This window comes from Paenibacillus sp. NAIST15-1 (assembly GCF_001894745.1).
GTDB classification, from domain to species: domain Bacteria; phylum Bacillota; class Bacilli; order Paenibacillales; family Paenibacillaceae; genus Paenibacillus_B; species Paenibacillus_B suaedae.
This window is the reverse complement of record NZ_BBYF01000011.1, coordinates 185,111-206,096: the sequence shown is the minus strand read 5'-3', so window position 1 is coordinate 206,096 and position 20,986 is coordinate 185,111. Positions and strand designations below refer to the sequence as shown.

19 protein-coding genes are annotated in these 20,986 nt (G+C 49.2%); 12 read left to right on the top strand and 7 right to left on the bottom strand.

Annotated elements, in window-relative coordinates; translation table 11 throughout:
- The first annotated feature begins 761 nt into the window (after positions 1 to 761).
- A complete protein-coding gene (murB, locus tag PBN151_RS21350) occupies positions 762 to 1,679 on the top strand; it encodes a UDP-N-acetylmuramate dehydrogenase (protein WP_072730610.1) in 918 nt (305 codons plus the stop codon).
- A 694-nt stretch (positions 1,680 to 2,373) separates the two neighbouring features.
- Here the strand turns inward: murB and bioA are convergent.
- Entirely contained in the window at positions 2,374 to 3,759 is a 1,386-nt protein-coding gene (bioA, locus tag PBN151_RS21345) for an adenosylmethionine--8-amino-7-oxononanoate transaminase (protein ID WP_072730609.1), read from the bottom strand.
- Between the two features lie 505 nt (positions 3,760 to 4,264).
- On the opposite strand from bioA, the gene PBN151_RS21340 reads away from it, so the two are divergent.
- The 5 genes from PBN151_RS21340 (at position 4,265) to PBN151_RS21320 (ending at position 8,425) form a co-directional block, all read left to right on the top strand.
- Positions 4,265 to 5,218, top strand: a complete 954-nt coding sequence (locus PBN151_RS21340) for an ABC transporter ATP-binding protein (protein ID WP_021256154.1) — start codon at positions 4,265 to 4,267, stop codon at positions 5,216 to 5,218.
- Positions 5,215 to 6,045, top strand: a complete 831-nt coding sequence (locus PBN151_RS21335; protein ID WP_083545264.1) for an ABC transporter permease — start codon at positions 5,215 to 5,217, stop codon at positions 6,043 to 6,045. Before PBN151_RS21340 ends, PBN151_RS21335 begins: the two co-directional genes overlap by 4 nt.
- Before the next feature lie 155 nt (positions 6,046 to 6,200).
- Positions 6,201 to 6,602 carry a holo-ACP synthase gene (gene acpS / locus PBN151_RS21330; protein WP_028533600.1) on the top strand — a complete coding sequence of 134 codons (402 nt, stop codon included), beginning with the start codon at positions 6,201 to 6,203 and terminating at the stop codon, positions 6,600 to 6,602.
- A gap of 20 nt (positions 6,603 to 6,622) precedes the next feature.
- On the top strand, positions 6,623 to 7,567 hold the full coding sequence (locus PBN151_RS21325) for a phosphotransferase enzyme family protein (protein ID WP_072730608.1): 945 nt from the start codon (positions 6,623 to 6,625) through the stop codon (positions 7,565 to 7,567).
- Between the two features lie 216 nt (positions 7,568 to 7,783).
- The gene (locus tag PBN151_RS21320) at positions 7,784 to 8,425 is read left to right on the top strand and encodes a hypothetical protein (RefSeq protein WP_175560768.1); all 642 of its coding nucleotides are present in this window, start codon (positions 7,784 to 7,786) and stop codon (positions 8,423 to 8,425) included.
- Positions 8,426 to 8,519: 94 nt separating this feature from the next.
- Here the strand turns inward: PBN151_RS21320 and PBN151_RS21315 are convergent, their stop codons facing one another.
- Together PBN151_RS21315 and PBN151_RS21310 are read right to left on the bottom strand one after the other, a co-directional pair.
- Complete coding sequence (locus PBN151_RS21315) at positions 8,520 to 8,795, bottom strand: hypothetical protein (RefSeq protein WP_072730606.1); 276 nt, start codon at positions 8,793 to 8,795, stop codon at positions 8,520 to 8,522.
- Between the two features lie 172 nt (positions 8,796 to 8,967).
- Positions 8,968 to 9,345: a c-type cytochrome gene (locus PBN151_RS21310; RefSeq protein WP_083545262.1), complete on the bottom strand. Its 378-nt coding sequence runs from the start codon at positions 9,343 to 9,345 to the stop codon at positions 8,968 to 8,970.
- A 202-nt stretch (positions 9,346 to 9,547) separates the two neighbouring features.
- On the opposite strand from PBN151_RS21310, the gene mutY reads away from it, so the two are divergent.
- The 4 genes from mutY (at position 9,548) to PBN151_RS21290 (ending at position 15,295) form a co-directional block, all read left to right on the top strand.
- Positions 9,548 to 10,642: an A/G-specific adenine glycosylase gene (mutY, locus tag PBN151_RS21305; protein ID WP_072730605.1), complete on the top strand. Its 1,095-nt coding sequence runs from the start codon at positions 9,548 to 9,550 to the stop codon at positions 10,640 to 10,642.
- A gap of 244 nt (positions 10,643 to 10,886) precedes the next feature.
- On the top strand, positions 10,887 to 13,664 hold the full coding sequence (locus PBN151_RS21300; protein ID WP_072730604.1) for an endo-beta-N-acetylglucosaminidase: 2,778 nt from the start codon (positions 10,887 to 10,889) through the stop codon (positions 13,662 to 13,664).
- Between the two features lie 410 nt (positions 13,665 to 14,074).
- Positions 14,075 to 14,599 (top strand): peptide deformylase, encoded by a 525-nt coding sequence (gene def / locus PBN151_RS21295; RefSeq protein WP_028533606.1) that lies wholly within the window; start codon positions 14,075 to 14,077, stop codon positions 14,597 to 14,599.
- A gap of 180 nt (positions 14,600 to 14,779) precedes the next feature.
- A complete protein-coding gene (locus PBN151_RS21290; RefSeq protein ID WP_072730603.1) occupies positions 14,780 to 15,295 on the top strand; it encodes a hypothetical protein in 516 nt (171 codons plus the stop codon).
- Positions 15,296 to 15,532: 237 nt separating this feature from the next.
- Here the strand turns inward: PBN151_RS21290 and PBN151_RS21285 are convergent, their stop codons facing one another.
- From PBN151_RS21285 to PBN151_RS21275, 3 genes are read right to left on the bottom strand one after another with little or no spacing between them, the layout of a single operon-like run.
- Positions 15,533 to 16,741, bottom strand: a complete 1,209-nt coding sequence (locus PBN151_RS21285) for an ROK family protein (RefSeq protein WP_072730602.1) — start codon at positions 16,739 to 16,741, stop codon at positions 15,533 to 15,535.
- A complete protein-coding gene (locus PBN151_RS21280; protein ID WP_021256143.1) occupies positions 16,734 to 17,270 on the bottom strand; it encodes a chromate transporter in 537 nt (178 codons plus the stop codon). Before PBN151_RS21280 ends, PBN151_RS21285 begins: the two co-directional genes overlap by 8 nt.
- 57 nt (positions 17,271 to 17,327) lie before the next feature.
- Positions 17,328 to 18,008: a chromate transporter gene (locus PBN151_RS21275; protein WP_072730601.1), complete on the bottom strand. Its 681-nt coding sequence runs from the start codon at positions 18,006 to 18,008 to the stop codon at positions 17,328 to 17,330.
- A gap of 368 nt (positions 18,009 to 18,376) precedes the next feature.
- Here PBN151_RS21275 and PBN151_RS21270 point away from each other — a divergent pair, with 368 nt between their 5' ends.
- On the top strand, positions 18,377 to 19,054 hold the full coding sequence (locus tag PBN151_RS21270) for a TVP38/TMEM64 family protein (RefSeq protein ID WP_083545261.1): 678 nt from the start codon (positions 18,377 to 18,379) through the stop codon (positions 19,052 to 19,054).
- Between the two features lie 46 nt (positions 19,055 to 19,100).
- Positions 19,101 to 20,033: a cysteine synthase A gene (gene cysK / locus PBN151_RS21265; RefSeq protein ID WP_021261186.1), complete on the top strand. Its 933-nt coding sequence runs from the start codon at positions 19,101 to 19,103 to the stop codon at positions 20,031 to 20,033.
- 228 nt (positions 20,034 to 20,261) lie between these two features.
- On the opposite strand, the gene PBN151_RS21260 is transcribed toward cysK, so the two are convergent.
- On the bottom strand, positions 20,262 to 20,879 hold the full coding sequence (locus PBN151_RS21260) for a superoxide dismutase (RefSeq protein WP_021256139.1): 618 nt from the start codon (positions 20,877 to 20,879) through the stop codon (positions 20,262 to 20,264).
- Positions 20,880 to 20,986 lie beyond the last annotated feature (107 nt).

Sequence of the window (20,986 nt, the reverse complement as noted above, 5' to 3'; positions counted from 1 at the left end):
GGGGTTATACCCCAAGTGCAAACCACCCGTTGGACGGGTGGTTCTGATTGCTTCTGAGATTCACAGCTTCTGCACCTTCCGACTTCCTATTTCCCAGTAATGACCTTGGACCATGAATGAAGAAATGGACATTCGTTGAAAGCATACTTGTAACCGTACTATGCCACTGTATGGAACGAGCGTATTTCAATCACCAAGACAACTTCGATGATAAGGTCTCAAATCTTATTTATGCTTGCATGTTACGGAGTGATGAATCATCTACCCTTTTGGTTCTGTGTCTCTATTTATGTTTGCGTGTAACGCATTTGCGAATCATCTCTATCTTTGATTGAGCGGCATCAGCAGAGCATTAACGCCGTTTCGAATCAGTTGCATCTTGATTGCGTATCATCAGAACTTGTCCTTATTTGCATGTAACAGGCTTTTGCATCATTTGCAGCTTCACTATCAATGCGCCGCCCTCACTATTGTTGCCATTCGCCCATGTTCGTGCATATGTTGGAGTAGTGGCCCCACGTACTGATTATCTTTCATGAGACTAGGGGCATACATGCGGGCTTGGACAAGGGGTGACTTTTGCCATCTTAATTGTCTGAGAAAATTTGATATACTGGAATGTATGTAAGGGAACGTCCATACAACGATAGAGAGCTTCACATAGGCGAACACTCTCTTATTGGTATGGCTATAATGGATGTTAATGTGAAATGAATGTAATGGTAAGGTTGAATGAATAAGATAAGTAAGGATGGAATAGCATGCATAACCTCTCAGAACGGTATCATGAATTATGTAAACGGATTGCGGAAGATTCGATAAAACAAGGTGAATGGCTCAAAGAACATACTTATACCCGAATGGGTGGCAAGGCCGATTTGTATGTAACGCCCGATAATTACGAAGGGCTGCAAGTTGTCATTGATTTCGCACGTCAGCATGAACTGCCGCTAACGATCCTTGGATTCGGCTCCAATCTAATCGTGAAGGATGGCGGAATTCGAGGAATTGTTGTCAATTTGAACAAGTTGAACAAAATCGAACGCCGCGGAGATCAGATCATCGCGCAGAGTGGTGCGGCAATTATCGACGTATCGCGTGCCGCGCGGGAGCATCATTTGTCGGGACTTGAATTCGCTTGCGGCATACCGGGTTCTGTAGGTGGAGCATTGTACATGAATGCTGGTGCATACGGCGGAGAGATTGCGGATGTATTAGAAAGTACGCTGGTGCTTACGCCGGAAGGGGAGCTAGTTCGGCTTACCAAGGAGCAGCTTGAATTAGGATATCGCCGCAGCAACATCGGTCCGAAAGGATATATGGTGCTGGAAGCAACGTTCTCACTTGTGCCAGGAGAATATGATGCAATTAAGGCGAAGATGGATGAACTAACATTTTTGCGTGAATCGAAGCAGCCGCTTGAATATCCATCTTGCGGCAGTGTCTTTAAACGTCCTCCGGGGCATTACGCGGGACAGCTCATTCAAGAATCCGGTCTGCAGGGAACGCGTTTGGGTGGTGCTGAAGTATCCACGAAGCATGCAGGATTCATCGTTAACGTGGACAATGCGACTGCAGGCGAATATATCTCTCTTATTCGCCACGTACAAAAGACAGTTAACGAACGATTCGGCGTCGAGCTCGAAACTGAAGTTCGCATCATTGGCGAAGACGAATAATCACATCCTCTGATCTTGTAAATGGTTTGAGATAAACGGAGCAGCATACAATTCAGACTAGTTGCAAAAGTTATAGAGCCCTATGGAGGCCAGAACCTAATTCCAATATTGATGGAATTCCTCTGGTGTATCCACAGGGCTCTTGTTGTTTGTATTGCTTGTCTAGTGATAGCATTTGGGTGTGTGATTTGTCCTCTTGCGGAGGAAAAAACACTGAAATGCCTTTCAAATGGTGGACACATTTTCGGAGGAGAGGTATATTCCTAGAAGCTATTTTTATCTATATATGGTGATATATGTTCGTATTTGTTTCTATATATAGAAATTCAGGTGTGGAGGACATACTATTGTCTTTGTCCACCTTTGTATAGACATTTCTCTTGTTTGTCCATTCACATTGTACAAAATAGTAGTACGTGCAGATAAGTGTGTTCAATTAGTTGCATTGATCTCACCAACGCCGTAAAATGCTGTCGGTCGAAGCCAAATGCCAAATGCCGAAGCAAAAACCTAGACCCGAGACCGGAACCGCGAGACCGAGACTAAGACCAAGATCGAGACCAAGACCAAGACCAAGACCAAGACCAAGACCAAGACCAAGACCGAATCCGAATCCCCAGCCTAAGCCAGAGTCATCTTTCTATGATTTCTTTCTTTTATGTTTAACTGGGCTTAATTTCTCCGCTGGTTCCCTTTACTCTAAGCACGCTGGCGCTTGCAGCAGCAGAACGCGGTGGAGCACCCGGATGGTGCGAGCGGCGATGTCATGCACATCGTCTGGCGTGGCGCATAGCGGCAGCCAGAAGTAGAGGGTGTCCCCGAGCGGGCGGAGGATGAGTCCATCCTCGAAGCCCGCCTCGTACATTTGCGCCCCGATGCGCTGCTCGGGAGCAAATGGTTTGCGGTGCTCGACATCCTCATATAGGTCGAACGCCGCAACGAACCCGAGCTGCCGCACATTTGCAACGTGTGGCAGCTCGGCAATGCCGCGCATCGCCGAACTGAGCGCGGCAATGGTGTCCTGCGCTCGTTCGAGTGTATGCTCCTCCTCGAACAGGCGCAGGGAAGCGAGGGCCACGGCGCACGCCACCGGATTGCCGGTAAAGCTGTGGCCGTGGAAGAATGTCTTCTGCGCCGCGTAATCATCGTAGAACGCGGCGTAGATGCTGTCGCGGCACAGTGTAGCCGCGAGCGGCATTATGCCTGCGGTCAGCCCCTTGCTGAGACACATGATGTCGGGGCTGACCCCGGCGTGCTCACAGGCGAACATCTTGCCCGTTCGCCCGAACCCCGTTGCGACCTCGTCCGCAATAAGATGGACATCGTACGCAGAGCACAGCTCGCGTAAGCCTTGCATATAAGCGGCAGGCGTCATGATCATGCCGCCAGCGCCCATCAGCATCGGCTCGACGAGGATGCCCGCGAGTGTATCACCCTCGCGTTCGAACAGCTCGCGCACCGGCGCTAGTGCCGCCTCCGCTACCTCCCGCTCGCCAATAGGGCCGGATATGCGAGCAGTGCGCATATCCGGCGCAGGCACGCGGTGGGCATGGAACAGAAGCGGCTTGAAAAGTGAATGGTAGAGCGGAACTCCGCCCACACTTACCGCGCCCAATGTATCACCATGATAGCTGCCTTCCAAATAAACGAACTTTGTCTTCGAAGGGCGGCCGATCTGCTGCCAGTATTGGAAGGACATCTTAATAGCCACTTCCACAGCAGTCGATCCATTGTCCGAATAGAATACCTTATTTAGCCCCTCGGGGCTAAACTGGACAAGCTTCTCCGCCAGTTCTATCCCTGGGGCATGAGTTAAGCCGCTGAACATAATGTGATCGAACTGATCCAACTGCTCGGCAATCGCGGCCTTAATGCGTGGATGCCCATGTCCGTGAAGGTTGCACCACCAAGAAGACACGGTGTCGTAATAGCGACGCCCTTCTGCATCGTATACATACATGCCCTCCGCACGTTCAATTAACACATGATCACGATCGGCATACTCCTTCATTTGTGTAAAGGGATGCCAGACATACGAACGATCCTTATGTAGAAGAGATTCCCGTCTTTCTGTTTCCATCTCATTCCCAGCTCCTTTGTAAATAACGAACGCTCTGAATCTTTAATGTTAACCAATAATATTAAATAAAGGTTAACATTAAAGATTCGGCAGGGCAAGAACTTTACACCAGGGGGAGTGCAGAATTTTCATCAACAGGAGAGCATTATCTGAAGAGAGATACTATTTGCAGGGAAACTTCATCAACAGGAGAGCGTTGTCTGAAGAGAGACACTACCTGCAAGGAAACTTCATCAACAGGAGAGCATTGTCTGAAGAGAGACACTATCGACACTATCTGCAGGGGGATTTCGTCAACAGGAGAGCGTTGCCTAAAGAGAGACACTGTCTACAGTGAAATTCCGCTTATGGAGGACATCGTCAGCAGGGAGAACGCCGTCTATAAGTACTCCGTCTACGGACGGAGCAGCTTATTCACCTGGAGAACGAATATAAGATCCATCGATGGTCGCTTGTTGCTACCAAACCCTATAGGTATCATTTACCATATAGGGAGGGGTGGAACGTGAATCCTGTTATTTATGAACTCGACCATGTGAGTCAAATGTATAAACGCGGCAAGGTGAAGGCGAATGTAGATATTTCGCTGCAAGTGCAAGAAGGTGAAATATTGGGGGTGCTTGGCCCCAATGGAGCGGGCAAATCAACCCTGATCAAGCAGATGATTGGCCACCTGAAACCTACAGAAGGAAAGGTGCTATTCAAGGGGATGGATGTATCGCGCCATACGAAATATGTGGCACAGCAGGTTGCCTATTTCTCGCAGGATCCGCATGTTTTGTCTGTGTTGAAAGCACAAGAAGCGCTGGAGTTTACCGGGCGCCTGCGAGGAATGACAAAAGCGGACGCCGTAAGACAGTCAGCGGAGTTGCTGGAGATGGTGGGATTGTCTAACTTTCGCGATAAGCAGCTAAAGCATTTGTCTGGAGGGCAACGGCGGATGATTGGCATCGGGACTGCATTGATCGGCCGTCTTCCAGTCCTTATTTTCGACGAGCCAACGAATGAACTGGATCCCACGAACCGCCGACTCGTATGGAATTTAATTAAGGAACGCAATCGTGAAGGGGCGACCATTATCCTAGTTACGCACAACGTGCTTGAGGCAGAGCAGGTAGTGGATCGGGTTGCAGTGGTCAATCATGGACGCTTGCTAGTAATTGATGCGGTCGCCAAGCTGAAGCAGAAGGTCGATCAGCGGCTCAAATTCGAGCTGACCACGGAGTTTGGCCGCCGTGAGGCTGCCGAGCAGGCTTTGAGACAGTGGGGACAGCTTCATATTGATGGCGAGAACCGGCTTCGTTTGCTCGTAGACAAATCAGAAGCGAGCCTTGTGCTCGATTATATTGTTCGTTCTCCTCACTTGCCGATCGAGGAATACGCGGTAAAGCCGCCAAGTTTAGAGGATGTGTATTTCCATATTGATCGTCAAGCAGAGCAGGAGGTGCAGGATGTATGAAATCAGAAGCAGCAAGCAGATCTGATATCGTCAGCCAGTCTGCAGTCAAATCAGCAGTCCCATTCGCAGGTACAAGAGGAATTGGGCGGAAGTTGACAGAGTTTATAATCCTAACCCGAATTCAATACGCCAACATTCGAGACACATGGGTGTGGGTTCTGTTGATGTCAACAATGTTTCCATTTACAACCATGCTCTTCATGATTTCTTTTACTGACAATCCGAGTCATGAAGCATTGATCCGGGTCATTGCCGGCAACCTCATATTCGGTATTATCGTAACGGGGATGAACTCGATGGGGCAGGAGATATCGTGGCAGAAGCATCAAGGTCATTTTACGTACTACTTGTCATTGCCGATATCCAAGCTGAACTTCGTAATTGCCAATATGCTGAAAGGCTTAATGAGTGCCCTTCCGTCCTTTGTATTGCTTGCATCATTTGGGAAATGGGGATACGGCATTGATTTTCATATTACATGGGCGCTGCCGATTGTTGTGCTATTGTCCTTGACCAGTGTTGTTGGCGTCGGTGTGGGCATCGGGTTCTGGTCGCCGAATCACCAGCTGACAAATATGCTTGTGCAGGCGCTGATGATGTTCGTTACATTTCTGTCGCCCGTCATGGTCGATATGCATCAGCTGCCATCATTATTGCAGTGGGTGGCCTATATTTTTCCGACCACATATGCGGCAGAGGCGATGCGGGGAGTACTTTTGACTGGATGGACAACAGATGTCATGCTGAACAGCATCGTACTGCTGGGGTACAGCATAGTATCGATTCTTGTGATTCATTTCTTGGTGAAATGGCGTGTAGGCGAATAATTGATTCTGGAGCGTATGTGGGCGCTGTCAGCCGTTATAGGTTGGGCAGCGCCTCTTGCATGTGATACAATTACCGCAAGATTAATTTCATGTATATATCTGGAAGCGTTGATCTGCAATTGATCGGCGAAGCCGCATGGAAGGAGAGGATCAGGATGATACATGGATTAGGGCATGACATCATCGAAATTGAGCGTGTCAACAAGCTGCTGCATGATCATATCGGTGTACGATTTATCGCTCGTATACTAACAGAACGCGAACAGGCCGTATATGCGACCAAGGGAGGAAGGCAGGTCGAATTCGCCGCTGGCCGATTCGCTGCCAAGGAAGCGATCGTGAAGGCGTTTGGAACGGGAATCGGAGAAGTGATCTCCTTCCAAGACATCGAGATATTGCCGGATCAGCTCGGCAAGCCGATTGCCCGATTGAGCAAAGCTGCTTGGAAGCGGCTCGGCTTGTCCAGCAGCGAATATCGCATTCATCTTAGCATCTCGCACCAGCCGAGCATTGCGTCGGCACAGGCTATTGTAGAATGGCGTACGTCAGATACATAGTGGAATGGGGGAGTAAGATTATGGCGCCGGAAGAAGTGCTTCTGGAGGTATGTGACTACATCGGGTGCGACAGGTCGGAATTGCATATAATTGGTGGTTACGATCTTAATGTTTACGAGGCAGCTATTGTAGGGAGAAGTCCTGTCATTATAAAGTTATATGAGCATGGAATTCATAATACGGCACATATTCAGTCTGAAGTGGAATGGGTGCAATATCTTCATGAATACGGTATTCCGGTTGCAGCACCGCTTTCTTTAAGAGGTCAACTTGTTCATTCCCTGCCAACTCACTTTTTTACGATATATGAGAAGATATTAGGCCAACGAATCCAGATCCATGATGAGCAAGTGTGGAATGAACGCTTATTCAAGGATTGGGGGGCAGCCCTTGCGCAGATGCATGCAGCTTCAGAAGCTTACGATGGATCTCCTCTTGTCCGTCCGCATTGGAAGGAGCATGCACTGTACCAACAAGAGCATCATCAGCTTGATCCGACTGTGCGGAGCAAATGGGAGCAGTACTGCAAATGGTTGTCTGAACAGACGGTTACTCCCGCAGAGTATGGAATTGTTCACGGCGATCTTCATCAGGGCAATCTCCTGATTAAACAGAATACCCCAGTTATCATTGACTTCGGAGACAGCGAATACCATTGGTACGCATATGATGTGGCGATCGCCATCTATCATGCTGTCTCCACTGTGCAAGCTCCAGAAGAACGGCGAAACTTCGCCGAGCGCTTCCATGATGCAATGATGGAAGGTTACACAAGCCATCGCTCCACGAGGCTTATTACACCACGATTGAATGACTTCATCGATTTTCGACATGTATTTTCCTATGTGTATCACCATACCTATGCAGACATTAGCAGGTTGACGGAACAGCAAGTAATCTCTATGCAAAATATGAAACAGTCCATCATCCAGCAAGATCATTATTTAGGATTTGTACTTACGTAGCAGGTAAGCGGAGAGTTCGGAGCGTGTATGCTTGATTCGCCATGTCCATGTACAGCCCTGGCTGTGCGTCGTCCCTTATTTACTAGTTCGGACGTTAAGGAAGTACATCGTTTCTTGATGCAGAACGGTTGATGGGTTGAGGAGAGAAGAGGTGAGGCTTGCTTGAAGAGCAGTAGTGCAATCATGCTGGTGGTCTTGGTTTTATTGCTATTCGCTATGAACATGGAATTTACTACGAGTGTGGAGGATGCGGAGAAGAATGCCGCCCGTGTAACGCCTACATTAACATCGACTTTAACCGAAGCTGGATCAGTGGAACACCCTGTTCGCAGCATAGATGTAAATCATATAACAGATGAGGAATTCTATTCTCGATATGCTGCCATTACAGGTCAGACTTTAGATCAAGTAAGATCCCGTCTTCAAGAGGCTTTTGAGGAGCGAGCAGGGTACCGTACGTTTTACAAGGAATATGTGCTGCGGACTGAATTAGAGGAGGGGGAATGGGTTAGAGCTGGCGTTCTGGCTCAGATTGAGCAGTTCCGATTCGGACAGTCTGTTGTGAGTCGCTTCAAGGGCATATTTGATGAGACCGCCTATCTCCTCAAGGAGACAGTAGGATCATCGATGGTCGTTAATTACGTGAAGGGAACCATTCAGGCGTCGGGCAACCTTCAGCTAAGCTTTAGTGGCTATACAGAGGATGTGGTGAATGAAGGGTTTCGAAGCGGTTTGTTCACTCTTGGCGAGCGTAGGGAGTCGCGTGTTCCATTACTAAGCGAGGTAGGGGAATCGGCTGTCGACCATTGGTATGATAGGCAGCATGTGAGCGGGAGCGGAACCTTTTCACCAGGATAATAATGAACAGCGTAAATAGAACATGGGGTTCCCGACAAGGGTACCCCATTTTTATGTAAGAGTCTGCTAAATAATGATAAGCATGAAGCGTTTATTAGGCCTCAAGAGCGTCTACATATTGCTTCGCTTCTACGAGCGACAAGCCAAGCACTTCTCTCGCCTTTTTGACTGCAGCTACTTTCTTGCCGTCGCGTACAAGCTGAAGCACCTCGTCTTGAACAGGATGTCGAGACAGGCCGTCTTCTTGGGCGATGTGGTCATAACTTACCTGCATTGCCTTGATGCGTGCCTCCATGGCACTTACCTTGTTGTACACAGATAAGCATACGAATAACGTGATGAGTGATATCGTGATAGATAGGTATTCCATTCGAACATCCCCTTTCGATCCCTATATATCTATTATCTATTATAGCTGAAAGGATAGGCCTATCAAAGCAAAACGGCTTATTGCCGTCCTTGCTTACTATGAGGTGTTCGTATGTTGGCAATACTCATCGAGCACTTATCTTATAGGGTTATCGGCCTCGAGGGAGAGGAGGCTACTTCTTGTTGGCGAGCCAGTCAGCAATTTTGTCGATTTCTTCTTTTTCCAGACGTCCGCCTTGGGCAGGCATGAGTTTGCCGCCATTTTCGATTGTATTTGCAATCTCTTCCTTCGTCAGCTTGCTGCCGATCTTTTGCAGGTTTGACTCTGGCCCCATCATCCCTTGCATTTCATTGCCATGGCATTGCATGCAATTGTTCTTATATAAGGTGACAACTTCTTCTGGACCTTCTAGTGCAGCTGATTTTTTGGCGTTTCCTGAGCTGCTCTCATTGCTGCTATTTGCTCCTCCGCCGCATCCGGCAAGCAGTCCTAGCAAGGCGATACCGGCGACAATTGGGATGAAGCGTGTGAACATTCGACGTTGTGGCACTGATGATGCCCTCCATTCTATTGGGACATTTCTATATGAATAGTATAGAAATTCCAGCACCTCTCTTGCAAGCGCTGGTGTGGATTGTTGGCAGAACGTTCACAACTGGTTCCCTTCATGTATAATGGGCAAGGAGACTGCGCTTATAGGATGAATACTAACTACTAGAGACAAATCAATAGACAAGAGACAGGGGGCCGTCATGGACGAGCAAAAGATATATTTCAGCCGCGAGCTTCTGCTCTGGTATCGGGCGAATAAGAGGGATCTGCCTTGGCGGCGTCAATCGAATCCCTACTACACATGGGTATCCGAAATTATGCTGCAGCAGACGCGTGTGGAGACGGTAAAGCCGTATTTCGAACGCTTTATTGGGAAATTCCCTACCGTTGAGGCGCTGGCAGATGCACCTGAGGAAGAAGTGCTGAAGGCATGGGAAGGGCTTGGATACTATTCCCGGGCGCGTAATTTACAGACTGCAGCACGAGAAGTGAAGGAACAATACGCCGGACAAGTCCCTAATGACAAGGCGAAGGTGTCCGCGTTAAAAGGCATTGGGCCATATACATCCGGTGCGATCATGAGCATTGCCTTCAATCGGCCGGAGCCGGCAGTGGATGGAAACGTAATGCGGGTGCTGTCGCGTTATTTCCGCCTGCATGATGATATCGCAAAGCCAGCAACGCGTGTTCATATGGAGCATTTGGCACAGGAACTTATTCCGGAGGGCTGCGCATCCGATTTCAATCAGGCACTAATGGAGCTCGGTGCGCTCGTGTGCACGCCAAAATCCCCATCATGTCTGCTCTGCCCAGTTATGGAGCATTGTGAGGGACGCATGGCAGGAGAAGAGCTTATCCTGCCGATCAAGACAAAAGCGAAGCCGCCGAAACCGGAGCTTCGGTATGCGGCATTGATTGAGGGAACTGGAGAACATGAAGGCAAGGTGCTTGTCCGTCAACGTCCGGATACCGGCTTGCTGGCGAAGATGTGGGAGCTGCCGCATATTCTCGTACCGAAGCAGGTGGGCATCGTCGGGATGAGCGACGCTGAGTCGTATGCGATTCTGCATCATTCCTTGCAAGCGGAGGGGGTAGACGTTGCGCCCGTTGAACACTGGATGGATGCAGAGCATACGTTCAGCCATATTCATTGGCAAATGCGCGTGTACCGCTGTAATCTTCGCAATCTGCAGCCGAAGGACAATACCGTATACAAATGGGCAGGTCCAGAAGAGATGGAGGAGCTTGCCTTCCCGAATGTATTCGTGCGATTGTTAAAAATCCGCTTTCAGTAATCCATTTAGTTACTTTCGTGACATTTATTCTGGTGTAGATTTTAAAGATTTACTAGACAAATTAAAGGGTGCTTGCCGTTTAGGCGGAAGTTCCCTTTTTTTCTATTTCGTAAACGTTTACAATGGTCACGACAACATTGTGGAAGCGTTACCAAAGTTAGGAGAGACTTCGGATACGCTTGTTGAGGCATTGGATTTGTCTATACAACATCAAGAGAAAGTCGTCACTTTGGAGGGGATTCTAATGAAACGATTGAAACCGACTATACTTTCCCGAGGTCAGATAAAACGTAAGTTTGCTTTGATGCTCAGCACAGCGATGATTGCTGGATCGCTTGCCGGCTTCGCTGGCCAGGCAGAGGCTGCGCAGCCGCATTCCTCGTATTGGTACCCGGATACGCTATTGTCGTGGTCGGCACAGACAGACAAGGATGCGGCATTCAACCGCAGCTCCGTGAAGCTGGACACTTCTCGTGTACAAGGAGCGAAGGTGAACCCGAATGCGAAGTCAGACGCCAAGGTCATGGCGCTTGCTTCGATGTACAAAAGTACGAGCGGTGCACCATCGCAAGGCAATGACAGCTTCCATGGCTACGCGTTCAGCTACTGGCAGTATGTTGACAAGCTGATTATGTGGGGCGGATCTGCCGGGGAAGGCTTGATCGTTCCTCCAAGTGCGGACGTAATCGATGCAGCGCACAAGAATGGGGTACCGGTATACGGCACTGTCTTTCTACCACAAAAAGAGCACGGCGGTAAAATCGAATGGATGCGCGATCTGATCCAGCAGCGTGAGGACGGTACGTTCCCTGTTGCAGACAAACTCATTGAAGTCGCGAAATTCTATGGCTTCGACGGTTGGTTCATTAACCAGGAGACACAGGGCGGCACGCCGGAAGATGCGCAGAATATGCAGAAGTTTTTGAAATATTTGCAGAAGATCAAGCCTTCCAATATGGAAATCATCTGGTATGACTCCATGGTGAAGGATGGTCCTGTGAAATGGCAGGGCGGACTGACGGACAACAATAAGATGTTCTTCCAAGATGGGGAGGAGCGAGTAGCTGATAATATGTTCATCGACTTCCGCTGGCAGTTCAAGAAGGATGGCAAGTACGACTACGTAACGCCGTTCCAGAACTCGCCGAAGGCAGCTGAGCAATTGAAGCGGGATCGCCATGAGCTGTTCGCAGGTATGGATTTGGAAGGCGGCGGCGGTTATCAAGGGGAGTACAACTTCCCGGTATTGTTCCCGGAAGGACAGGACGCGGTGACATCGCTTGGCTTGTATCGCCCAGACTGGGCGTTCAATACAACCAAGACGAATGACGAATTCATGAAGAAGGAGCAGCGTCTGTGGGTAGGCGATAGCCTCGATCCGTCCAAGACGAAGGCGAACGATTGGGCATGGCGTGGCATTGCGCATGATATCGTAGATAAGACGGTCATTACTAAGTCTGACTTCGTGACCCATTTCAATACAGGCAACGGTACGCAGTTCAGTGTATTCGGCAAGAAGGTTCGTGATCGTGAATGGTTCAACCGCAGTCTGCAGGACGTTCTGCCGACATGGCGCTGGATGGTTGACGAGTCTGGACAGAAGATTGCACCAAGTTTCGACTTCTCGAACTCCTTCTATGGCGGCAGTTCCTTGAAGCTTCAAGGCAAGGTAGCAGAAGGAGCCTCTTCGAATGTGAAGCTATACAAGACCGATGTAGAGGCAACTGCTGACATGCAAATGACGCTGACGTACCAGTCGAATGCACCAGAAGCTGCTGATCTGAATATTGGTGTTGCATTCGAAGGAGCACCGGATACGTATACGTTCGTGAAGCCTTCTGATACGAAGGCGGCTGGCGCGAAGGGCGACTGGACACAGGCAACTTATGACTTGAGCCCATATGCAGGCAAGAAGATTGTTGGCATATCCGTTCAAGTGGAAGGCAAGGCCAATGACAATCTGTACTTGGCACACGTAGGGGAGCTTGCGATTCGCGACATGAATGAGAAGACGGCTCCAGTAGGTCAAGTATCGGATGTTCGTGTGATCGAAAACGATGTCCGTGACGGCATTTATGCAGACGCTCGCTTGACGTGGACAGCGCTGGGCGACGATGTGCAGTATTACCAAGTCTATCGTGTGAAGCCGGACGGTTCCCGTGAATTCATGGGCGCAACAGGCAACAACTATTACTATGTGTCTGAAATGAAGCGCGGCGGCGACATGGAGAAGACGACGCAACTAGCAGTCGTTCCGGTGAATCGTCACTATGAGGAAGGCCGCGCGGCAATGACTTCGTTTGACTGGCCTGAATATCCGTCCCCTAAGGCAGACTTCGAGGCGGATAAGACGTTCGTGGCGCCAGGTGAGGAAGTACAGCTGACAGATAAGTCTTCAGAAGTGACAACAGAATGGGAATGGAGCTTCCCAGGCGGAACGCCTGAGACAAGCAAGGAGCGCAATCCGAAGGTAAGCTTCGCGAAGGAAGGCACGTATGAAGTGAAGCTGACTGCGAAGAATGCAGTTGGTGAAGATGTAATGACGAAGTCGCAGCTCATTACGGTATCCAAGGAAGCAGCGTTCCGGGCAGAGGATCTGGCTAAGGGTGCGAAGACAGAAGCGTCCAGCTTCGTCAATGACAGTGAAGCGCCGCAGTTCGCTGTTGACGGCGAGATGCATACGAAATGGTGTGCAGTCGGCAATGAGAAGCACTGGCTGAAGGTGGATCTGGGCAAGGCGTATGATGTAACGCAGTTCATCGTACACCATGCAGAGGCTGGCGGTGAATCGGCTGCCTTCAATACACGGGAGTTCACGATTCAGCTCAGCATGGACGGCGAGAATTGGACGGATGCTGTGAAGGTGACGGACAACGAGAAGGGCACGTCCAAGCACGCGATTGCTAAGACCAAGGCTCGTTATGTTCGCCTTAACGTTGAGAAACCAACCCAAGGCGGAGATACAGCAGCTCGTATCTACGGCTTCGAGGTGCAAGGCATTAAGAATGTAGCTGCTGAATAATCGAAGATTCGAAGATGGATAAGAGGGTCTTCCCCTTAGGCGACGATGGTCGGCGAAGGGGAGGCCCTTTTTTATGGCCATAATGATTGTTGGGTGGACAACCTCTACTTCGATTGCTTCCGATGCTAGAGGAAGATAGAATAGGGAGAATTATTGGTTCATAGTGTGATGGAACAGGTATGCAACAGGGTGAAAAAATAATGACATTATATTTATGTTATATTGGATAGGGAAGACTCCAATGAAGATGACATGTACTTTAGGGATCGGCGTTAAATGAAGCGAGAAGCTTCCGACATAGAACATAGGAAATAATAGCGAGTAGACCGTGATTAAGATTTCAAGAATGTGTAAACCATCTGCCAGTAAGATGGTTGATAGCAATTACTAAAGAGAAAGGAGTGAGAGAGATGGCTGAACGCATCATTTTACCTTTTGGAGATCCGATATTGCGCAAGCGTTGCAAGCCAGTTACGGAGCTGAATGCGCGTACGATATCGCTGCTTAATGATTTGAAGGATACCCTGTATGCTGAGAAAGGAAGAGCAGGACTTGCGGCACCGCAAATAGGGATTTTGCGACGTGTTGTCGTCATGGATGTCGGAGAGGGCTTGATTGAATTGATTAACCCGGAGGTCATTGAGACGGCTGGCGAGCAGGAAGGGATGGAGGCTTGCTTGTCTTATCCTGGGTACTACGGTAGAGTGAAGCGGCATCAATATATTAAGATAACAACGATGAACCGGGATGGTGAGACGGTCACATTGGAGGCCGAGGATTTCTTTGCCCGCTGCATCCAGCATGAGATGGATCATTTGGATGGTGTGCTGTTCATTGACCGTGTAGAGGATGATTATCTTGTCCATGGAACGAATCATCAGCATATGCCGCTGTTTCATGCACTTCGACTGACATCTCCAGAACAGCGTACCTAAGGGTGGAAGCGGCAGTCATTTATCTCAGTATGTACCTGTGCCTCATAGACTTGAATACACGAAAGGTATTGGATGTTGGCAGAATCTTCTTTTTGTGAGGGGATAATTGGGGAAGTGTTCCGGCGCTTGGGGTCGAATGATAGGAGTAATCATTTAATCGATAAGTGGAGGTGCAGAGGGATGGAGGAGCTACATCAACGATTTCTGGAGCAGCAGCTTCCCCGTAGGTATACGAATCTTGCTGCCGAGAAAATGCTTGTGGAGAAGTACCGCGCGATTGAAATCCCAGCAGAGGTGCTGGCTGATTTGCAGCGCGATCCACTGGCGAATTTTGAACAGGTATTCAAGTGCTTCAAGATTGAGGATCGTGATGTTCTGAACCGGATATATAGTGATACGGAGAAGGGCATCCAAGAAGAGCATAAGGCCAGATATGAGGAGCGGGAAGCTGAAGATAGGCCCCTGAAACCATCGGAGAAGGAATGGATTCGGATTCGAAATGGGGAGCTGCTTCGAGTTGTACTCACTAGTGAAGATGGGGAGCATATGCTCGGATTTACCGTGCAGGGATTGTGTTATGCATTAGTTGATGATCTTATGATTATGAAGGGGATTCCTCAAGGGGAAGAATGTTCACTGAACAACGAGAATTATGTGCACTATCTTCAATTACTACAGCGGCAGGGTCATTTATAAGGCGATGACGAAAGGGGAGGTCGGTGCTCAGCACTGCCCTTTTTTTGTATAGGCGGTCTTCCACTTACACAATTCGGCATGTATGTACAGAAGCGTAAGAGAGTCCATGGAGTGAGCAATTGCAAGCAATTATTATCGAATGAAGAGTGAGGTTCTGCAGTGAGCAGAACCTCTATTTGTTCGCCACCAGCACTCTGATTATATGCCCTAGTGTCTAGTGTCTGGCCTTATTCATTCTTATGCAGTGATCTTGTCCAGTATCATGAAGGCGGCGCCGATCGCAAGCGCCTCGTCACCGTAGCTGCCCTTGCTGAACATGACCTGATATTGCGGATAATGATAGGTTTTGCGAATGGCTGTTTGTGTTGCGGTATAGAAAAATAAATCATTCGCGTTCATGAGCGGTCCGCCAAGCACCACTTTCTCTGGATGGAGAACGTTGAGTAGGTTGGCTAACCCAATGCCGAAATAAGTAGCAGCCTGCGTTACAATCTCGGTCGCTAGTGGATCACGCCGCCGCAGCGCCTCCATAATATGCGCATATGAAATGGTGGAGCTTGCCCCCGCGATCTGCTCAAGCAGACTGCGGCGACCCATTCGGACGAGTGCGTTCGCTTCGCGTTCTATGGCGTATACGGTGGCATATGACTCCAAGCAGCCGTAGTTGCCGTTCCCTGTACGTGGGGGAATGCCATCTGCCTGAATGATCATTTGCCCAAGTGAGCCCTCCATGTCGACAGCCCCATAGATAAGCTTGCCTTCGGACATCATCGCGGAACGGAGCCCAATGCCGACATGTACGTACAGCATATGCCGGACATCTCTTGTTCGATTGGCCCACGCTTCTGCCCGAATTGCGGTGTTCGCCCCATTATCGAGCATGACAGGCATGTTCAATTGTCGTTCCAAGTCATTGACGATCGAGACATTCTCCCAGCCTGGAGAAGGGAAGAAGCTAGGCTGCAAGATGACACCTTCGAATCGATCCAGCGGACCGACGGCGCCGATTCCAAGACCGAGTACCTTATCTGGGCTGAGCTTATGCTTGCCCGTCCAGTGCTTAATCTGCTTCGTTACTTCTGCCAACAAGTATTCCGGTGTCATGAGTGCAGTCATTTCCCATTCGCATGTATCGAGCTTATTTCCGGCCATGTCCAGCATGACGAGGCGGGAAGAGGTGCGGGAGATATCAAGGCCGAATGCATAGCCGTAATCAGGAACGACTCGGTAAAGAATCGGTCTGCGTCCGCCAGTCGAAGCGCCAAACCCGCATTCAGCGATGAGTCCAAGCGTAGTTAGCTCCTCCAATACACGAGTCAGTGTGCTGACCGTAAGCCCGCTGTATTGGAGCAAGTCCAGCTTCGAGATTTCATCGGTGCGTCGAATGAATTGAAAGATTTCCTTCGCTTTGGAGGAAGGAATGTGTTGATCCAATGATTTATCCATATATAACAATCCCCGCAATTCCTGACAATAGGATGACGGCTATCGGATGGAGCTTCAGCTTCATCAGCGCAAGCAGTGCACAGGCGAAGATTGCGACTGGAATGAATGATGATAATGTCCACTTCGCCGTGAGCCCAGAATGCATCGCCATGTTGACCGCCGCATAGGCGATCAGTGCGATTACGGCTGGCTTCATGCCGTCAAGTGCAGACTGCACCCACTGATTATCATACACGCGGTAGAAAATAGTGGCAATAAGCAGCATGATGATTGCAGATGGCAGGATAACTCCAAGCGATGCAGCAATACTGCCGATCAAGCCAGATGCAGTATACCCAACATATACGGCGCTGTTCATTGCAATAGGGCCTGGAGCCATGCCAGCGAGTGTGATTGCTTCCGTATACTGCTCTGCAGTCATCCAGTGATGAGACAATGCTTCGTGTTCAATAACCGGAAGCATCGCATATCCGCCTCCGAAGGAGACAAATCCTAGTTTAAAAAAAGTCCAAAAGAGTTCCCACAACATGGTGCATCCATCCTTCTTGTTCGATTATGGGAGGCTAACCATATCTATTCCATCAACCTAGACCGCTCTATTGTTGTGCTGCTTCGCTTGGCGGGAGCGGGTGGCGCTATTGCTTGTGCGCGGTGGCTTGGAACGGTCGTATGGATGGTCGCCCATAAAGCTGCTGCGAGTGATCCAATTCAGTAAGAGACCAGCGGCTGCTCCAATGGCTAACATGATAACGGGGTGGAGTGAAGTCCAGAACAGCAGTGCTAATGTGGTCAAGGTGATGGTCCATGTGAACACATTGGTTAAGGTGCGCGTGCCCAGACGCACGGCTGCATATACAATAAGTGCAACGATAGCAGGTTTAATACCGAACAATGCTGCCTGCACATACGGTTGATCACGTAGTCCTGCTGCTCCTGCGCATAATAACAGCATAATGGCAATAGTAGGCAAGGAGATGCCGATGACTGCTGCGGCGAGTCCGGATAGGCCGGCAATGCGATAGCCCACGAGTGCGGCGACATTGACACCGATTCCGCCAGGGGCGGCACCAGCTAGTGCAGTGATTTCCCCCATATCATCTGCTTCTAGCCATTTGCGCTTTTCGGCGATTTCCCGTTCGATGACAGGCAAAATTGCATAACCGCCGCCGAAGGTGGTCGGTCCAATCTGGCTAAAGGTCAGAAACAATTGAAGGAGAAGGGTGCGCTTCTTTATTCGCTGCGCAGGACGGAGAGCATTTTGATTCATGGTGATTATCATCCCTTCCGTTCAGTGGTATGGTAGCTTCAGTATAACGCACTTAATTCCATTTTGGAATAAACTTTTAACTAATAGATGTAAATGATCCGTAATATGAAGAAGTTTAATTGCAATTTATTGTATTTTAGAGGGAGTTTCATCTATATTGGAATCATGTTGGCATGCATCTCGATTCGTTTACACGAAGAGGTGGCATGATTGAAGAAATTAAGAAGATCACAGGGACATAAGTGGGAGTCAGTTCCCATTACTTATTGCGAAGGCAGTCGAGGAAGGGAGCAAAATGCCAGCGAGCTTGTGGCGGAGGGCTTCTATATATTAATATGGAATTATTAACGTAAGGAAGTAGGCAGCGTTTGCAACCAGTAACGGAAGCCGATGCCAGAGGAGGTACATTGGATAAGCGAATATCTCTCGGGCTGTATGTTCTCGCTGCTGTACTCATCTTGGTGTACCATGAGAAGCTGCTTGCTGTACTGCGTCATATGGAGCCTGGAGCAGGTGCGCTCATCATTATGTTTCTTGCTGCTGTCGCTATATCCCTATTTCCTGTCATTCCATTCGGTCTAGTGGCAGGGATTATAGGCGCTACTTTTGGCTTCTGGATTGGTGGCTGGATGAACGTGGCGGCTTCGACGGTAGGGGCTGCTTTGATGTTCCTTGCTGTTCGAAGCGGGATATCCAAGCAGGGCAGGTCGTATATTGAGCGTATCGGCTTACTTCGAAGCTTTAATCAATTAATGGAACGAAATGCATTCACTGCTGTGCTTATCGGACGGATGATTCCCATTGTCCCAGCTGTAGCGATTAATGCATATGCGGCCATGCTGTCTATCCCTCTGCGCACCTTCATGGTGGCAACGGTATTAGGGAAGCTGCCGGTTATGTTCCTGTTCGCCTATGTCGGCGAGCAGTTGCTTCAAGACTGGACAAGGATACCGGTCGTCTTGCTTCTATATGCCGTGTACGTGGCTGGCATTTATGGAATACATCGAGTCGTGGAGCGATGCCAATCAAGGCGTGGCCGCACGTAGCGACACAAGGAATTGCGATAATATCGTTATGGAGGAAAAGTTGAATATGTCCAACATTGCATCAAACATTACACAGCTCATTGGCAACACACCCCTAATGGAGCTGAACAACTACAGTCGCAAGCATGGCCTCGGAGCGAGGCTCGTTGCGAAGCTGGAAGCATTCAATCCTGGTGGAAGCGTCAAGGATCGTATCGGATATGCAATGCTTAAGGCAGCCGAGGAGCAAGGTGTCATCGACCGCAGCTCGGTCATTATTGAACCGACAAGCGGCAACACGGGGATTGCATTGGCGAGCGCTGCTGCAGCACTTGGTTATCGTATTATTATTACGTTGCCAGATACGTATAGTATGGAGCGCATTAAGATGATGAAGGCGCTTGGTGCGGAAATCGTGCTCACGCCTGGATCAGAAGGGATGCAGGGTGCAATTCGGAAGGCGGAGGAACTTGCCGAGAGCATTCCGAACTCGTTCATCCCACAGCAGTTCCATAATAAGGCGAACCCAGAAATGCACCGGAATTCGACAGCACAAGAAATATGGCGCGATACGGACGGAGAAGTGGATATCTTCGTGGCAGGGGTCGGCACTGGTGGGACAATAAGTGGTGTAGGCGGCGTATTGAAGGAGAATAAGCCATCGGTACGAATTACAGCAGTTGAACCTGCTGATTCTCCTGTTCTGTCAGGAGGCAATCGCGGTCCGCATATGATTCAAGGTATCGGTGCTGGCTTCGTGCCGAGCACATTCGATCGCAGCATCGTTGATGAGATCATCCGGGTTACGAACGAAGAAGCATTCACTGCAGCACGCGAGCTTGCGAAGCAGGAGGGCTTCCTAGTTGGTATTTCCTCCGGCGCAGCCTTGGCAGCTGCGACACAGCTGGCGAAGCGCCCTTCGAATGCAGGCAAGATGATTGTTGTGCTGCTGCCGGATACAGGCGAACGTTATCTGTCGACGCCATTGTTCGAAGGCTAAGCGGCAGGCGCTGGAATACTTATTATATACGTGTCATGGTACAACGAAATAAGCATCAGCTGCAGGGAAGCACATGAATCTCTGTAAATAAAAAGCCCTGATCCTGTGCAAAGCAGGTCTGGGCTTTTTGCATATGAATAATGTGTTAACATCATAAGCGCTGCTAACAAAAACAGCCGTCCTCCGAGCAGAAAGCCTGCAGGGGGACGGCTGTTGCCAATGCATGAATTACTTGTTCAATGCATCTTCGTAGCGTTTTTCAACTGCTGACCAGTTCACAACATTCCAGAACGCGGAAACGTAGTCAGGGCGTTTGTTTTGATATTTCAAGTAGTATGCATGCTCCCATACATCCAAGCCGAGGATAGGCGTCTTGCCTTCCATAATCGGGCTGTCTTGGTTAGGCAGGCTGTATACGGACAATTTGCCGTTAGCATCTACTGCAAGCCATGCCCAGCCGCTGCCGAAGCGTGTAGCTGCAGCTTTAGCGAAGTCTTCTTTGAACTTGTCGAAGCCGCCAAGCTCATTGTTGATTGCATCAGCCAATTTGCCGGAAGGCTGGCCGCCGCCGTTTGGTCCGATGATTTCCCAGAACAGGGAGTGGTTCGCATGGCCGCCGCCGTTGTTGCGTACAGCTGTGCGGATGCTCTCAGGAACAGCATCCAAGTTAGCGATAAGTTCATCCAGGGATTTATCTTGCAATTCTGGAGCAGATTCCAAAGCTGCATTCAAGTTCGTCACGTATGTGTTGTGGTGACGATCGTGGTGAATCATCATTGTTGTTTCATCGAAATGTGGTTCCAAAGCGTTGTTGGCATAAGGAAGAGCTGGTAATTGATGTGCCATTGTGTCATACCTCCTAATAATTATGTAGCATCTTATATACTTCTAACCTAATTAAACATGAAGCGAACGAATAAATCAACATAAATGTTGCGAAAGTCTGCATTGAA

Bases quoted from the DNA above. Each gene is read 5' to 3' on its own strand.
- PBN151_RS21315 (WP_072730606.1), bottom strand. From the start codon at position 8,795: ATGGAATACCTATCTATCACGATATCACTCATCACGTTATTCGTATGC.
- PBN151_RS21325 (WP_072730608.1), top strand. From the start codon at position 6,623: ATGGCGCCGGAAGAAGTGCTTCTGGAGGTATGTGACTACATCGGGTGC.
- PBN151_RS21275 (WP_072730601.1), bottom strand. From the start codon at position 18,008: ATGAATCAAAATGCTCTCCGTCCTGCGCAGCGAATAAAGAAGCGCACC.
- bioA (WP_072730609.1), bottom strand. From the start codon at position 3,759: ATGGAAACAGAAAGACGGGAATCTCTTCTACATAAGGATCGTTCGTAT.
- murB (WP_072730610.1), top strand. From the start codon at position 762: ATGCATAACCTCTCAGAACGGTATCATGAATTATGTAAACGGATTGCG.
- PBN151_RS21290 (WP_072730603.1), top strand. From the start codon at position 14,780: ATGGAGGAGCTACATCAACGATTTCTGGAGCAGCAGCTTCCCCGTAGG.
- acpS (WP_028533600.1), top strand. From the start codon at position 6,201: ATGATACATGGATTAGGGCATGACATCATCGAAATTGAGCGTGTCAAC.
- PBN151_RS21280 (WP_021256143.1), bottom strand. From the start codon at position 17,270: ATGTTGTGGGAACTCTTTTGGACTTTTTTTAAACTAGGATTTGTCTCC.
- def (WP_028533606.1), top strand. From the start codon at position 14,075: ATGGCTGAACGCATCATTTTACCTTTTGGAGATCCGATATTGCGCAAG.
- PBN151_RS21300 (WP_072730604.1), top strand. From the start codon at position 10,887: ATGAAACGATTGAAACCGACTATACTTTCCCGAGGTCAGATAAAACGT.
- PBN151_RS21320 (WP_175560768.1), top strand. From the start codon at position 7,784: ATGAACATGGAATTTACTACGAGTGTGGAGGATGCGGAGAAGAATGCC.
- cysK (WP_021261186.1), top strand. From the start codon at position 19,101: ATGTCCAACATTGCATCAAACATTACACAGCTCATTGGCAACACACCC.
- PBN151_RS21285 (WP_072730602.1), bottom strand. From the start codon at position 16,741: ATGGATAAATCATTGGATCAACACATTCCTTCCTCCAAAGCGAAGGAA.
- mutY (WP_072730605.1), top strand. From the start codon at position 9,548: ATGGACGAGCAAAAGATATATTTCAGCCGCGAGCTTCTGCTCTGGTAT.
- PBN151_RS21260 (WP_021256139.1), bottom strand. From the start codon at position 20,879: ATGGCACATCAATTACCAGCTCTTCCTTATGCCAACAACGCTTTGGAA.
- PBN151_RS21335 (WP_083545264.1), top strand. From the start codon at position 5,215: ATGAAATCAGAAGCAGCAAGCAGATCTGATATCGTCAGCCAGTCTGCA.